Source organism: Mesorhizobium sp. CNPSo 4684 (assembly GCF_057784315.1).
This window is the reverse complement of record NZ_JBWLUX010000014.1, coordinates 1-14888: the sequence shown is the minus strand read 5'-3', so window position 1 is coordinate 14888 and position 14888 is coordinate 1. Positions and strand designations below refer to the sequence as shown.

12 protein-coding genes are annotated in these 14888 nt (G+C 63.1%); 6 read left to right on the top strand and 6 right to left on the bottom strand.

Going from position 1 to position 14888, the window contains the following annotated elements; genetic code table 11:
* Positions 1-210 precede the first annotated feature (210 nt).
* Together AC04SG_RS14830 and AC04SG_RS14825 are read right to left on the bottom strand one after the other, a co-directional pair.
* Positions 211-1812, bottom strand: a complete 1602-nt coding sequence (locus AC04SG_RS14830; protein ID WP_488551657.1) for an inorganic phosphate transporter — start codon at positions 1810-1812, stop codon at positions 211-213.
* A gap of 150 nt (positions 1813-1962) precedes the next feature.
* Positions 1963-2499: a TetR/AcrR family transcriptional regulator gene (locus AC04SG_RS14825; RefSeq protein ID WP_352585321.1), complete on the bottom strand. Its 537-nt coding sequence runs from the start codon at positions 2497-2499 to the stop codon at positions 1963-1965.
* Between the two features lie 150 nt (positions 2500-2649).
* On the opposite strand from AC04SG_RS14825, the gene AC04SG_RS14820 reads away from it, so the two are divergent.
* Both AC04SG_RS14820 and AC04SG_RS14815 read left to right on the top strand, forming a co-directional pair.
* Entirely contained in the window at positions 2650-3954 is a 1305-nt protein-coding gene (locus AC04SG_RS14820; protein WP_488551656.1) for an efflux RND transporter periplasmic adaptor subunit, read from the top strand.
* A complete protein-coding gene (locus tag AC04SG_RS14815) occupies positions 3951-7034 on the top strand; it encodes an efflux RND transporter permease subunit (protein ID WP_488551655.1) in 3084 nt (1027 codons plus the stop codon). The genes AC04SG_RS14820 and AC04SG_RS14815 overlap by 4 nt, the downstream gene beginning before the upstream one ends.
* Positions 7035-7206: 172 nt before the next feature.
* Here the strand turns inward: AC04SG_RS14815 and AC04SG_RS14810 are convergent, their stop codons facing one another.
* On the bottom strand, positions 7207-7668 hold the full coding sequence (locus tag AC04SG_RS14810) for a L,D-transpeptidase (protein ID WP_488551654.1): 462 nt from the start codon (positions 7666-7668) through the stop codon (positions 7207-7209).
* Between the two features lie 308 nt (positions 7669-7976).
* Positions 7977-8399, bottom strand: coding sequence for a hypothetical protein (locus tag AC04SG_RS14805; protein ID WP_488551653.1), 423 nt, complete (start codon positions 8397-8399; stop codon positions 7977-7979).
* On the opposite strand from AC04SG_RS14805, the gene AC04SG_RS14800 reads away from it, so the two are divergent.
* On the top strand, positions 8377-8547 hold the full coding sequence (locus AC04SG_RS14800) for a hypothetical protein (protein ID WP_185970250.1): 171 nt from the start codon (positions 8377-8379) through the stop codon (positions 8545-8547). The genes AC04SG_RS14805 and AC04SG_RS14800 overlap by 23 nt on opposite strands.
* A gap of 71 nt (positions 8548-8618) precedes the next feature.
* Here the strand turns inward: AC04SG_RS14800 and AC04SG_RS14795 are convergent, their stop codons facing one another.
* The gene (locus AC04SG_RS14795) at positions 8619-9323 is read right to left on the bottom strand and encodes a response regulator transcription factor (protein ID WP_192258351.1); all 705 of its coding nucleotides are present in this window, start codon (positions 9321-9323) and stop codon (positions 8619-8621) included.
* A gap of 45 nt (positions 9324-9368) precedes the next feature.
* Here AC04SG_RS14795 and AC04SG_RS14790 point away from each other — a divergent pair, with 45 nt between their 5' ends.
* Positions 9369-10145, top strand: coding sequence for a response regulator (locus AC04SG_RS14790; protein WP_203279116.1), 777 nt, complete (start codon positions 9369-9371; stop codon positions 10143-10145).
* A 116-nt stretch (positions 10146-10261) separates the two neighbouring features.
* Positions 10262-12349 carry a GAF domain-containing sensor histidine kinase gene (locus AC04SG_RS14785; protein WP_488551652.1) on the top strand — a complete coding sequence of 696 codons (2088 nt, stop codon included), beginning with the start codon at positions 10262-10264 and terminating at the stop codon, positions 12347-12349.
* Positions 12350-12549: 200 nt separating this feature from the next.
* Here AC04SG_RS14785 and AC04SG_RS14780 read toward each other — a convergent pair whose 3' ends face one another.
* Positions 12550-12930: a hypothetical protein gene (locus tag AC04SG_RS14780; protein WP_488551651.1), complete on the bottom strand. Its 381-nt coding sequence runs from the start codon at positions 12928-12930 to the stop codon at positions 12550-12552.
* Positions 12931-13448: 518 nt separating this feature from the next.
* Here AC04SG_RS14780 and AC04SG_RS14775 point away from each other — a divergent pair.
* The gene (locus tag AC04SG_RS14775) at positions 13449-14651 is read left to right on the top strand and encodes an aromatic ring-hydroxylating oxygenase subunit alpha (RefSeq protein WP_488551650.1); all 1203 of its coding nucleotides are present in this window, start codon (positions 13449-13451) and stop codon (positions 14649-14651) included.
* The last annotated feature ends 237 nt before the right edge of the window (positions 14652-14888 follow it).

Genomic DNA, 14888 nt, shown 5'->3' with positions numbered 1-14888 from the left:
TCAGATGTCGCCATCGCTTTCGCCAATCACCAGCGTTGCAGGAAGAGAGCGGCCGGCGAAGCTGCTAATCTCCCTCCTTGCGGGGGAGATGGCCGGCAGGCCAGAGGGGGTGCTGTCCCTCCCACGCTTCGAAGCTCCGTAGAACATCCATACGACAAAAAAGCAGCGCCGGTCGCCCGGCGCTGCTTTCTCGTCAAAACTCTGCTCCGCTCAGAACACCTGGCGGAAGATGATGAACAGCACGAAGGCGAGCGTGATCGAGCACGGCAGAGTCAGCACCCAGGCCAGCAGCAGGTTGCGCACTGTCGACCATTGCAGGCCAGAACCGTTGGCTGCCATGGTGCCGGCAACGCCCGACGACAGCACATGGGTGGTCGACACCGGCAGGCCGAAACGGTCGGCCATGCCGATGGTGATCATGGCAACCAGTTCGGCGGCGGCCCCCTGACCATAGGTCAAGTGGCTCTTGCCGATCTTCTCGCCGACGGTGACGACGATGCGCTTCCAGCCGACCATAGTGCCGAGGCCGAGCGCCAACGCCACCGCGATCTTGACCCATAGCGGGATGAACTTCGTCGCGTTGTCGACCGCCTTGTGATAGTCGGTGACCGCCTTCAGGTCGGCGTCTTGCATCGGCAGCAGTTTCTTCTTGTCGATCAGCTTCAGCGCCTCGCCGATCAGATAGATGTCGTTGCGCGCATTGCTGACGAGGTCAGTCGGCACATTGTTGACCGAAGCGTAAGGCTGCAACGAAGCCGTGGTGTCGTGGATGTATGTCTGCAGCGCCACCGTAGTCTGGTCGCTCCAGGTCTTGGTGCGCACCGCATCCTGCACCGCTGCCTTGGCGTCGGTCACGGTGACGCCCGGCTTGACGTAATTGCCGAGCGCCGTCTCGACGCCGGCCGAAGCCGCCTTGTAGGCGTCGAGATAATTGATGTCGGGCGTGCGGTTGAGCGCATAGGCCGTCGGCACGACGCCGATCAGGATCAGCATGATCAGGCCCATGCCCTTCTGGCCGTCATTGGAGCCGTGCGCAAAGCTCACGCCGGTGCAGGTGAAGATCAGCAGGCCGCGGATCCACCATGGCGGCGGCGTGTTGCCCTTCGGCGCCTCGTAGAGAGCAGGATTGCGCACCAGCAGCTTCATCACATAGAGCAGGATGAAGGCGGCGAAGAAGCCGACGATCGGCGACACCAGAAGCGTGATGCCAACATTGGTCGCCTGGCCCCAGTCGACGCCGCTGGTGGCGCTGCCGGCCGGCGCCATGAACTGATTGGCGAGGCCAACGCCAATGATCGAGCCGACCATCGTGTGCGAGCTGGAAGCCGGCAGACCGAGGAACCAGGTGCCGAGGTTCCACAGGATCGCCGCAACGAGCAGCGCAAACACCATGGCGAAGCCCGAGGAAGAACCAACCTGAAGGATGAGCTCGACCGGCAGCAGCGATAGGATGCCGAACGCAACCGCGCCGCTCGAGGCCAAAACGCCAAGGAAGTTGAAGACACCCGACCACATGACGGCGAATTCAGCCGGCATGGAGCGGGTGTAGATGACGGTCGCCACCGCATTGGCCGTGTCGTGGAAGCCGTTGACGAATTCGAAGCCCAGCGCAATCAGCAAGGCAATGCCAAGCAGGATCCACGGCACGGTCTTGGCCACCGCCAGATCCTGGCTGAGCGCGTAGCCGACATAAATGACACCGACGAGCACCAGCACGCCGAAGGCCGGCAGGAACCACTTCGCGCCGCCTGATTGATTGAGCGGATGGTCCGGTCTCGGAATACCCGCCTCGCTAGAAACAACGTCCACCATCGTCCCACTCCGTTTGCACAGCAGCAAAGAACCACGGGTGACGCTATGGCTGGACGATGAAGCTGATGTGACGGCTATGGTCTTTTTGATCGCGCAAGGGGCGCAGCAGCGCCGGGAATTGACCCGCCTGCTTGCATCGCCCTGATGGAACTATCCCGCAATCTCGAGCAGCGCCGATACGAGCAAGCGGCGTTCGTCGGCAGAAAGCACGTCGGAATCGAAGAGGTTCATGCTGCGCATCCCTTCGATGGCCAGAAAGCAGACCAGCAGCGTCTTGAGGTCCGGTGTCTCGCTCTTCAGCCGCTGCAGAAGCTGCGACTTGAAGGCTTTTATCGGCGTCAGGAAATCCGGGTCCTCGGCGATCGCCGAAAATATCCACGAGGCCGTCGGCTTCGGCTCCTCACAATCAGCCGCCGAGAGCCGGATATAGGTGGCAAGCAGGCTCTCGCCGCTGGCGCCGGCGACACGGCCCGATTCCAGCGCCAGCTCGAAGGCGCGCAGGTAATTCTCCACCAGGCCCTGCATCAATTTGGCCTTGGTCGGAAAGTTGTAAAGCAGGCCGCCTTTCGACACGCCGGCACGGCTGGCGACGGCGTCCAGCGACAGGCTGCCCGGGCCGGCCTCGCGTGCGACATCGGCGGCAGCGGCGAGTATCTTGTCGCGTGAATTTGCCCTTCGGGTTTTCATCGATCCCTTCCCCCGCAGGAGCCTAGGCGGAATTGACAAGACCGTCCAGACGGTACAGTAAGTTCGCCGCCATTTGTAATCGGGACCTGCCCGTGGATAGGTGTCCCGAAATTCGGCTATTTTGCCGGACACCGGCCGAGGGGACAGTTCGTGAAGCGCTTCATCTCTATCACTGCAATTCTGCTTCTGCTCGCTCTGGTGTGCGTCGGCGTCGTCGGCTTCAACCTGTTCCGTGACAGCGCCATCAAACAGTATTTTGCCACCATGAAGCCGCCGGCGACGACCGTGTCGACGGTTGTCGTCAAGCCTTCCGACTGGACGCCGGGCGTCGAGGCGATCGGCACGGTGCGCGCCGTGCGCGGCGTCGACCTGACCGTCGAGACCAGCGGCATCGTCAAAGACATCCTTTTCCACGCCAACCAGAAGGTGCCTGTCGATTCGGTCCTGCTGCAGCTTGATGATGCCGTCGAACGCGCGGACCTCGCCGCGGCCAAGGCGCAGTCCGTGTCCGACGAGACGGCGCTTGAACGCGCGGTGGAGCTGCAGCGGCGCGGTGTCGGCACGGACGCCACGCTCGACACCGCGCAAGCTGCGGCATCGGCCTCCGCCGCGCAGGTCAACAAGTTGCAGGCCGTGCTTGATCAGAAGCAGTTGACGGCGCCGTTCGCCGGCACCGTCGGCATCCCCAAAATCGACCTTGGCCAGTATCTTTCGCCCGGCAGCGCAGTGGTGACCTTGCAGGATCTGGACACCATGCGGGTCGATTTCACGGTGCCCGAACAGCAGCTGCCGCTGCTCAAGATCGGCCAGACGGTGCGGCTCGGCATCGGCGGCAGCGGCGGCGGCGACATGCCATTTGCCGGCGCCATTCGCGGCATCGATCCCAAGATCGACGCTTCTAGCCGCCTGGTGTCCGTCCGGGGCGAAGTCGCCAACCCTGATGGCAAGCTGACGCCCGGCCAGTTCGTCCAGGTTCGCGTCGAGCTGCCGCAGGAAAAAAATATCCTGTCCTTGCCGCAGACGGCATTGACGTCGAGCCTCTATGGCGACTTCGTCTTCGTGGTCGTTCCGGCAAAGCCCGCCGAGGCGGGCGCGGCTCCGCCGGCAAAGGCCGAGGATCAGAAGCCGGCCGCCGACAAACCGGCCGACGATGCCGCAAAGCCGCAGGCCGAAGCCGCCAAGCCCGCCGCCGACGCGGTGAAGTCCACAGACAAGCCCGCCGCTGCCGACGCCGGCAAACCGGCCGCTGAAGAGGAGAAGCCGGCGCTTGTCCTGTCGCAGGTGTTCGTGAAGCCCGGCCGCCGCAACGACGGCATGGTCGAGATCGTGGAAGGCATCAAGGCCGGCGACGAAGTCGTCACCGCCGGTCAGAACCGTCTCTTCAACGGCATGTCCGTTGCTGTCGACAACACCATTGATCCCAGCAAGTCGGCGAACCAGCAGGCTCAGCAATGAACGTTTCCGATATTTTCATTCGCCGGCCGGTGCTCTCCACCGTGCTGGCCTGCATGATCCTGCTCCTGGGTTTCCAGGGCATCTTCAACCTGTCGATCCGGCAATATCCGAAGGTCGACGAGACGGCGATCACCATCACGACCGCCTATCCCGGCGCCAGCGCCGACCTGATCCAGGGCTTCATCTCAGCCCCGATCGCGCGTGCCGTCGCCTCGACCGAGAACATCGACTACGTCACCTCGTCGAGCCGGCCCTCTTCGAGCACCGTGGTCGTCCAGATGAAGCTCGGCTCCAACCCGGATGTCGCACTGACCGAGGTGCTGTCGAAGGTGCAGGGCGTGCGCGGCACCTTGCCTGACGCCTCGAAGGACCCTGTCATCGTCAAGGGTACCGGCCAAGAATTCGCGATGATGTACATCTCGATGCAGAATCCGAACATGACGAAGGAGCAGCTCACCGAATATATCGAGCGCGTGGTGCGCCCGCGCATATCGACGGTCGAAGGCGTCGCCGACGTGCAGATCTTCGGTGCCGAAGAATATTCGATGCGCGTCTGGATCGACCCGGTGAAGCTTGCCGCGCGCGGCGTGACCGCTGCCGAAGTGCTGACCGCAATCAACAACTCTAACTTCCTGTCGGCGCCCGGCAACACCGAGAACGAATATGTCGTGTCGTCGATCACCGTTCGCTCGACGTTGCAGACGCCGGAGGCCTTTGCCGAACTTCCGCTGCGTTCGACCGACGGCCAGGTGGTGCGGTTGCGCGACGTGGCGCGCGTCGAGCTTGCCGCGGAGAGCACCGACACCAGGGTGAGCTTCAACGGCAAGCCCGGCACCTTCCTCGCCATCTTCCCGACGCCGGCCGCCAACCCGCTGACGACGGCGGAAGCGATCCACAAGATCGTGCCTTTGATTCAGGACACGCTGCCGAAAGGCATGACCATCGAAATCGTCTACGATTCCACCGAGCAGATCAGCGCCTCGATCGACGAGGTGTTCAAGACGATCGCCGAGGCCGTCGCCATCGTCATCGTGGTCATCCTGTTGTTCCTCGGCTCGTTCCGCTCGGTGATGATGCCGATCGTGACCATCCCGCTGTCGCTGATCGGCGTCTGCTTCCTTTTGTTTGCGGTCGGATATTCGATCAACCTTCTGTCGCTGCTGGCCATGGTGCTGGCCATCGGCCTTGTCGTCGATGACGCCATCGTGGTGGTGGAGAATATCCATCGCCACATGGAGGAAGAACACATGTCGGCGATGCAGGCGGCCTTCAACGGCATGCGCGAGATTTTCTCCGCCATCGTGGCCATGACCATTACGCTGGCCGCCGTGTTCGCGCCGCTGGCCTTCACCGGCGGCCTGACCGGTGCGCTGTTCCGCGAGTTCGCGGTGACGCTGGCCGGATCGGTGGTGCTGTCCGGCGTCGTTGCCGTCACCATCACGCCGATGATGGCGGCGCGCCTGCTGAAGGCCGGCGCCCCCGGCCGCTTCCAGCGCATCGTCGACGGCACCTTCAGCCGTGTCGAGCATGTCTACGAGCGGGCGGTCACCGCCTCGTTGAGAAATCGGCCGGTGACGCTGCTGATGGTCGTGGCGCTGGTTGCGCTCACCGGCTTCATGTTCACCAAGACTTCAAGCGAACTGGCGCCGGAAGAGGACCAGGGCTTCCTGCTGTCGATCGTGACGGCACCGCGCTATGCGACATCCGACTACACCGAGACCTATGTCAACCAGATCCTCGGCCTGGTGAAGGACATTCCTGAAACCAGGGCGCAATTCTCCGCCGTTGCCTTTGGCGGCGCGACCAACGGCGCCTTTGTCGGCTTCGCCTTCAAGGATTGGGCCGAGCGTCAGCGCAGTTCAAAGGAGCTTCAGGCCGACATCCAGGGACGCCTCGCCAAGGTCGCCGGCGTCGAGGCCTTCGTCTTCGCGCCGCCGACGCTGCCCGGCTCCGGCGGCGGCCTGCCGATCTCCATGGTGGTTCGCTCGACCGGCGGTTCGGCCGAGGTCTACGAGGCGGCCGAGCAGATCAAGAACAAGGCGCAGGCCTCCGGCCGTTTCATCGTCGTGCAGAACTCGATGTCCTTTGACGCGCCGCAGGTGACGGTGACCATCGACCGCGACCGCGCCGCCGCCCTCAACCTGCCGATCGCCGACATCGGCCAGACGCTGACGCTGTTGGTCGGCGGCGCCGAAGTGGCGCAGTTCGACCGCGACTCCAACAGCTATGACATCATCCCGCAGGTGCCGCAGGAATTCCGCGACAATCCCGACAAGCTCGGCGAATATTTCGTGCGCAGCGTGACCGGCGAGATGGTGCCGCTTTCGGCTGTGGTGAAGATTTCGACCAATGCCTCGCCGGCCGCGATCGAGCAGTTCAACCAGCTGAACTCGGCGACGATATCAGCGCTGCCGCTTCCGGGCGTCACCACGGGCGACGGGCTGCAGACCCTGGAGAACCTTGCCAAGGAGAGCTTGCCCGAAGGCTTTTTCATCGATTATTCCGGCCAGTCCCGGCAGGAGAAGGAACAGGGCAACACAATCCTGATCGCGTTCGCGGCCGCCGTTATCGTCATCTACCTGGTGCTGGCGGCGCAGTTCGAAAGCTTCCGCGATCCGCTGATCATCATGATGGCGGTGCCGCTGTCGATCTTCGGCGCCATCGTGCCGCTCAACCTGGGGCTTGGAACGCTTAACATCTACACGCAGGTCGGCCTGATCACGCTGATCGGCCTGATCACCAAGCACGGCATTCTCCTGGTCGAGTTCGCCAACCAGCAACGCGAGAAGCACAAGATGTCGCGAAGGGAGGCCATCATCGCCTCGGCCAAGGTGCGCCTGCGGCCGATCCTGATGACGACGGCGGCAATGGCGCTCGGCGTCGTGCCGCTGATCGTGTCCAGCGGCGCGGGTGCGGCGGCGCGTTATTCGATGGGCCTGGTGATCTTCACCGGCATCCTGGTCGGAACCATGTTCACCCTGTTCGTGGTGCCGATGTTCTACACCTTCATCGCCAGCAAGGACCTGCCGCATCACGCCGAGAAGCCGGACCCGAAGCTGATGCCGGTGCCCGTGGACTAAAACTGCCCCACTCGAACCGCGAAGCGAACAAACGAAAAAGAGGCCGGAAACGTCCGGCCTCTTTTTTTGACTGGATTGATTTACCGCGAAGCCCTGATGGAGCTTCAGGCGGGAGCTTGCGGTGCGGCACGGCCGTCTGGCCGCGCTGCACCACCACTCCAACCGCAGTCTGCTACTTGACGATGACGATGCTGGTGTTGGTCGGGCCGAAGGTTTCAACCAGCTGGTAGAAGTCCGCGGCATTGTCGGGATGCAGCCGCACGCAGCCATGCGACGCCGGCTGCCCGAGGCGCTTGATGGCATAGGTCGCATGCACGGCGTAGCCGCCGCTGAAGAACACCGAATGCGGCATCGGCGCGTTATCGTATTTCTTCGAGTACCACATCTCATGCATGCGGGTCGGCTTGAACGAGCCGGTCGGCGTGACATGCGCCCTGTCGCCGGTCGAGACCTTCCAGGCGAAGGTCGGCCGGCCGTCGACCAGCACTTCCATGGTCTGCTGCGACAGCGAAACGCGTGCCACGATCTGGTTTGCCGCAGCATGGGCGGCGCTGTTGGCGGCGCCAAGCAGGATTGCGGCGCCGGCAGCGGCGACGGTGACGTTGATGAGTTTGGCGGAAATGGCTCTGTACATGATGGCTCCCCTTTTGCCGGCCCGGCCGGCGTCAATTCGATGACCGCCTTATCCCTGCGTCATGTTTCTGGCTGACTTCGCTTGATGCTCGTTTGTGTTTCGAATCTGTTTCTTCTGGTTAACAAGCAAGGCGGGCAAGGGAGAAGCCAACGAGAGCGCCCCGTCCGTCCTGCGCACTCCGGCTGTGGCCAGGCCGCCAAACGAAGGCGCGGATATCCTTATATGAAAGAGGTTTGACTTCGCTCGAAACCCACTTGCAACAAAGCGCGGCCCGGGCGGCATGATCTGGTTACAGGCCAACCGCACAGTCATCCCAACGAGAACAGCCGGCGCCAAACGAAAATGAGCATCAGATCGACCACCCTGTCCTGGCTTTTCAGGATCAGCATTGCCGCATTTGTTGTCGGCGGCATCGGCACAGTAGCCGGCACCCCGATGGCGAAACTGGCGGTCATGAATTCGGGCGAGGTTTCGACGCTGCATGCCGCGCTGTTCATAGCCTTGGTCTGGATTGTCTCCAGTCTGCGCATCAACCGCCTCAAGGCCTTCTGGCGGGTCGGCCTTGGGTTGAAGTGGATGCGCGGCCCCTCCGGCAACTTGCTGCCGAGAGGACCGAAGGCCCGCGCCGCAGCGGGGGGCTCCGTGGGCGGCGCGGGCACTTCGGGTTTATCCTGAAGCACCCGCGGTTTTTGATTTTTGGGGATACCGATGAAGACGAAATCTGCTGCCACGGTGCTTTCGGCACTGCTCTACGCACAGGGCTTGCTCGGTTTTGCCGGTCTCGCCACGGTTCTCCTGAAGGACCGCGCGCAGGCTTCCAGCGACATCGTGGTCGCCAGCGAATTGCCGTCGGGGCCATCGCTTCTGGTGGTGCGCTGACGCCTATGCATGCCGCCCAAAATTGCGCAGCGGTTTTGGGCGAGCCGCGTAACAATCGAGCCTTACTGCTCTCAGTCGGCGCGCTGCGTCGGCGGGTCGAACCGGTAACCGGCGCCGCGTATGGTGATGATGGTTTCGGTGTCGAGCTTGCGGCGCAGCCGCACGATGCGCGAATCGATCGAGCGGTCGAAGGCATCGGCATTTTCGGCCGGCGCCGCCGCAATGATGTCGTCGCGCGTCAGCACCTTGCGCGGGCTGGCCAGAAACAGCCTGAGCAACGCCACCTGGCCCGGCGACAGCTGCTCTTCCGCACCCGAGCGGTGCATGACGATGGCCGACCGCAAATCGACGGTGGCATTTTCCAGCACGATCAGTTCCTGGGCAGACCTGCCGCGTCGCGTCAGCAGGCCGCCAATGCGCGCGGCAAGCTCCCGGACATTGAGCGGGCTTTCAACGACGTCGGCGGCGCCAAGCTCGAGCGCCAGCACCTTGTCGACCAGATCGGCCGGTCGGCAGATCAGGATGAAATCGGGCCCGGCCTTCCCGTCCACGCTCTTGCCGCCGCCATAACGCCTGAGCAGGTCCCGCCCATCCGCCTGGCTGACGCTGTCACCGACGATGACGACGTCGATGCCTCCGGCCGAGAGCAGGGATTCGGCTTCCCAGGGCTGCCGCGCCTCGCGCACGTCATGGCCACGCCGGTCGAGATGGTCGGCGAGATCGCCGGCCACCACATCGGCGACGGAAACCAGCGCGATGACGGATCGTGCAGCCATATTTTCTTCCCCCGCCCTTGCAACCGGATATGAGTGCTGGACATCATGTTTATACCCAATCTACTTTCTGCTGAAAGCGGGAGCGAGGCCATAGTGCGGGCACGAATTGTCATCGTCGAGGACGAGCCCGATCTCAGGGACGCGGTCGCCGAGTATCTCGGCGCCAATGGTTACGATGTGACCCAGGTCGGAAGCGCTGCCGAGGCGCGCACCTTGCTGGAGACCGAAGCGTTCAACCTGGCCATCCTCGACATCGCCATGCCCGGCGAGGATGGCCTGTCGCTCGGCCGCTGGCTGCGCTCGAAAATGCCGATCGGCATCATCTATGCCACGGCTGCCGGCACCGCGCTCGACCGCATTGTCGGGCTGGAGCTTGGCGCCGACGACTACATCGTCAAGCCCTATGAATTGCGTGAGGTGCTGGCCCGTGTCCGCTCCGTGCTGCGGCGGGTGCCGCAACCGAGCCCGCCGCAGGCTGCGAAGGCGCAAGCCGATGGCGGGCGCCGGCTGAGCTTCGGTCAATTCCAGGCTGACCTCGACGGCAGGCTTGTCACCGGCGCCAACGGCACCGTCATCGACATGGCCAAGAGCGAGTTCGACGTGCTGGAGGTTTTCCTGACCCGTGCCAACCGGCTGTTGACGCGGGCGGCGATCTCCGAGGCGATCGGCTTCGTCGAAGACCCGGAATCGTCGCGTGCGGTCGACATCCGCATCATGCGGCTGCGCAAGAAGATCGAAGCCGACCCGGCCAATCCAAAATTTTTGCGCACGGTGCGCGGCGAAGGCTATATCTTCTCGCTGCCGACCGGCGACGGACACTAGCAATTCCAGGAAAAGTGCGTAGCGGTTTTCCGTCCGGAATTGCGTCGGAACAAAGAGATGGAACGGGTGCACCGTTCTAGAGCCCTACCACCCACGGCCCTGTATAGATGGCTGACATGACCGCTGACCCAGCACGCATGGACCTGAAGGGCGTTCGCCAGGGCGCCGCGATGGCGGCCGTGCGTGTCGTGCGCCGGCTGCGCGAAGCCGGCGACTGGCAGCGCGAGATGGACACCATCCTGGAGACGCTTTGCGTCGCCATGCACTGCCAGCGCGGTATTCTGTTCAGGCTGCGCGAGCTGCCCGGCCAGGGTTTTGCCCAGTCGGTCGCCGCCTACTGGATCGACCCGCGCTTCGGTGGCGAACTGGCCTCGCCGACGGTGATCATGCAATCGATCGTCGATAACGACCCGCTGCTGGAGCGGATTGCCGAGGACGAGCGGCAAGGCAAGGTCTTCGCCGGCCACACGCGCAACCTCGACGGTTTCCTCAGGACCGATTTCGAGAAGCAGCACATCAAATCGTTTCTGTCGGTGTCGGTGTTCGCCCACGGCCATCTGTGGGGCACGCTTGCGGTCAATGACTGCGTCAGTGAGCGTGAGTGGACCGACGAGGAAGAGGCGGCGCTGCACATCATCGCGCTTGCCATCGGCGACGCCATTGAGCGGTCGCCGTCGGATGCCCACGCCAGCGAAGTCATCCGCCGCACCATGCTGCAGGCATCGCTCGACGCCATCATCGTCATCGACGAGACCGGCTCGATCATCGAATTCAATCCGGCCGCTGAAAAGATGTTCGGCTTCCAGCGCAGCGACATTCTCGGCAAGGACCTGCTCGATACGGTGGTGCCGGAATATTATCGCAAGGGCTACGTGTCGGGGGCCGAGTACATGTCTGGCCGCGGCGCGCCGATGGTCGGCCAGCGACTGGAGACGGTAACCCAGAATGCGGCCGGCGAGGTGTTTCCCATCGAGCTGACCGCGACCGAGATGCGGGTTGCCGACCGCCACCTCATCTTCGGCTCGATCCGCGACCTGCGCGACAAACTGCGCGCCGAGGAAGAGATCAACCGCCAACGCGAGAAACTGCACCAGAACGAGAAGATGGCGGCGATGGGTTCGCTGCTGGCCGGCGTTTCGCACGAGCTCAACAACCCGCTCGCCGTGGTCGTCGCGCAGTCGACGCTGCTGCATGAATTCGCCACCGACCCGCAGACCAAGGTGCGCGCCGAAAAAGTACGCGCCGCCGCCGAGCGCTGCGGCCGCATCGTCAAGAGCTTCCTGTCGATGGTGCGCCTGCATCCGGCGGCCCAGGCCGAGACCGATCTCAACCAGGTGATCCGCGCCGCACTCGAAGTGACAGCCTATGGCGCGCGCTCGAGCGGCATCATCATCGACACCGATTTCGCGCCCGGCCCGCTGCTGGCGATGGCCGATGCCGACCACGTGACGCAGGTGGCCGCCAATTTCCTGATCAACTCCCAGCATGCTCTGGCCGGCATTGGCGGCGACCGCCTGATCAAGGTGCGGACATTCCGCAGCGACCGCGGCAATCCCGGCTTTTCGGTCGAGGACAATGGACCGGGCATTCCGGAGGCGATCCGCGGCCGCATCTTCGAATCCTATTTCACCACCAAGCCGGTTGGCGTCGGCACCGGCATCGGTCTGTCGATCTCGAAGTCGATCATCGAGCGGCACAATGGCAATGTCTGGTTCGAGGAGGTGCTGCCGCGCGGCGCGCGCTTTGTCGTCCAGCTGCCAGCGATCAGCAGCGGTGCGGCCACGGTCGGCGACAGCCCGGCCCGTTCGAGCGGCTTGCGCCACGCACTGATCATCGACGACGAACCCGACGTCGCCGGCTCGCTCTCCGACATTCTGGAATTGATGGGCATCAAATCGCGGATCGTGCCGGTCTGGACATCGGCGGCGACAACCCTGAGTGACCACATGCCACCCGACATCGTCTTTTCCGACCTGCGTATGCCCGGCATCAGCGGCATCGCCATTTACCGCGAGCTGCTGGCCGAGCAATCGGCGCTCGCGAAACGCTTCGTGCTGGTCACCGGCGACCTGATCGGCGCCAAGGCCGAGATCGAAGCCTTGCCGGCGCAGCAGCGGCCGCAGATCCTGGAAAAGCCGTTCTCGACGCTCGACGTCCGCGGCGTCCTCTCCGCCATCGCCGACCAGGTCGCCGCCGCCGGCTGATTTTTCTTTCCGGGGCCACCCCAGAGCCAGTCGAGATTCAGGTCAGGCCGAGTCGAGAATGGCGGCTTCCGAGAACCGGAGCGGAGCACCATCCGCAGGCCGGCCTCACCTGAATATCGCCTGGCCCGGAAAAAAAGAGGCTCCCGACCGGCAGGGCGGCGGGAGCCAGGAAAGAGCGCGGGAGGAAGCGCTCGGGAGGTTCAAAAAACGTTGGGTGTCGTGGTCAGCGGCGCGGCGTTGGCGATCATGCGGATGGCACGCGCCTTGTGCACGCCGGACTGGGCGGCGATGACGCGCAGGCACTCCGCGCTCTCGGCGCCCCAGGCCTGGCCCTTGCAGGCAAAATCGATTTCCGGCACCGGCAGCCGGGCGGTCTTGATGGTGGTCGGCGCGCCATCGACAACATTGGCCGGCGGGTTGAGCGATGCGAAGGCCGGACCGGAAGCCGGCGTCAGGAACAGGACGGCAAGCGCGCAGGCGCCCAGCATCGAGAACATCACCACCGGATGGTCGCTGGCGCGCTGGCGCAGTGCCAGTTGGGCGCGCCGTTCATTGCTGGTGATCTCAGCTTTCGTATACATGTTGCTCCCCTTCGATTTCTTATGAAACGAACTTAAACGCGCCTGGTAACGGGCGAATGATGCGCTTGGCTTGCCCGCGTAACAGGCTTGAAACAAGAAATTCGGGCATGTCCGGGCAAATCCGGTCATGTGCCGACGGCAGGGTTCGTTTGCGGTGCTGTTTCATGCGCGCAATCAAAACGTTGACGACAGGCGGGCCGTGAACGCAGCAAAGCCTACTGCTGGCCAGTCAAACTATGAACAAGCTCACACTGCGGATTGAATTTGCGACGGCAGGCATTTTTTTTTGATTTCTGGACAGGGCCGCTTTTTTCGGTCCGGCGCGCCCAAATCCGTATGCGAGACGGCCATTTCACGACCTGGCTAACGCCCGGATTTTCCGGGATTTTCTTCGATCGAGCCGGCTCCAAGCTGGCTCGACAACACCATTGAGGAACCTCCTGATTTCCACAAACCATTGCATTTCAATACAAAATATGATTTTATTGAATGAGTATTCAACAAAGTAAGAGCTTTTTATGAACCCGCACCTCCGTGACGTGGCGATCCCCAATGATTGGGACCGGCGGGGCCTGCCGGGCTGGGCTTATCACTCCGACGCGCTTCTCGAACTCGAGAAGGAATACGTCTTCCGCAACCATTGGCAGATTGCCGGCCATATCTCCGACGTGCCGAATGCCGGCGACTATCTGACCATGGACGTGGTCGGCGAGCGGGCGCTGATCGTGCGCGGCAAGGATGGCGTCGTGCGCGCCTTCAACAATATGTGCCGGCATCGCGGCAGCCGCGTCGTCGCCGACAGCCAGGGCACCTGCAAGAACGCGCTGGTCTGCCCGTTCCATGGCTGGGTCTACAATCTAGACGGCACGCTGCGCGGCGCCGCCCGCCCGCGCTCCTTCCCCGAACTCGACAAGACCGAATTCGGCCTGATGCCGCTCGACCTCGATGTCTGGATGGGCTTTATCTTCATCCGCTTTCGCAAGGGCGGCCCACAGCCTTCGGTGGCCGAACTGCTGAAGCCGATCGAAGCAGAGATGGCTCACTACAATGTGGCCGAGATGGTGCCGTCCTGGGGTGTCTGGACGCAGAAGTCGCCGGTTAACTGGAAGTCGGTGCGCGACGTCGACAACGAAGGCTACCACGTCGCCATGGCGCATCCGGCGCTGCAGGATCTCTACGGTGCGACCTATTTCGACGAGCCGTTCATCAACGGCGTGTCGCGCTCCTTCGCCACCTACAATCCGCATGCCGGAAGGCGCTGGAGCGTGCGCGAGTACATCAAGCTTGCGCCCGATGCTTCGCATCTGCCGGAGCATCTGCGCAGGGCCTGGATCTATTACGGCATCTTCCCCAACAACGCGTTGTCGATCATGCCGGAATCGGTGCAGTTCTATCAGGAGTTCCCGCTGTCGACCGGGCAGACGCTGCTGCGCGGCGCCATCTACCGCTACCCCGACGAGACGCGCGAACAGGCCGCGGCCCGCTATCTTGCCTATCGCATCGACCGCGACACCATGAACGAGGATGTGCAGCTTTCCGTCTGGTCGAACGAGTCGATGATTTCAGACGCCTTCGAGGGCTTTTATCTCTCCGACCTCGAATATGGCGTGCGCACCCACCACGACCATCTGCGCAAGCAGATTCCGGTTCTGGGCCTGGAGACGGCACCTGAGGAAAAGGACATGTGGAACCTCAACGAGGCCATGCGATCTCAGGTGTAGGCTTTTTCCCTTCTCCCCGTTTCATGGGGAGAAGGTGCCCGAAGGGCGGATGAGGGGCAGCGCCGAAGCTGCCGATCTCCCCCCGTGCGGGCAGGGGAATCGCAGATAAGTTGATTGGCTCTTGCCAAGTAGGAAAAGAGGGATTCTTGAGAGGCTTTCTCGCTACAGAGGAGGCCGCGGTGCCGTTGATTATGTCTATCCTGCGAGAGGTTCGAGATCCGCGCGATATCAATGCGC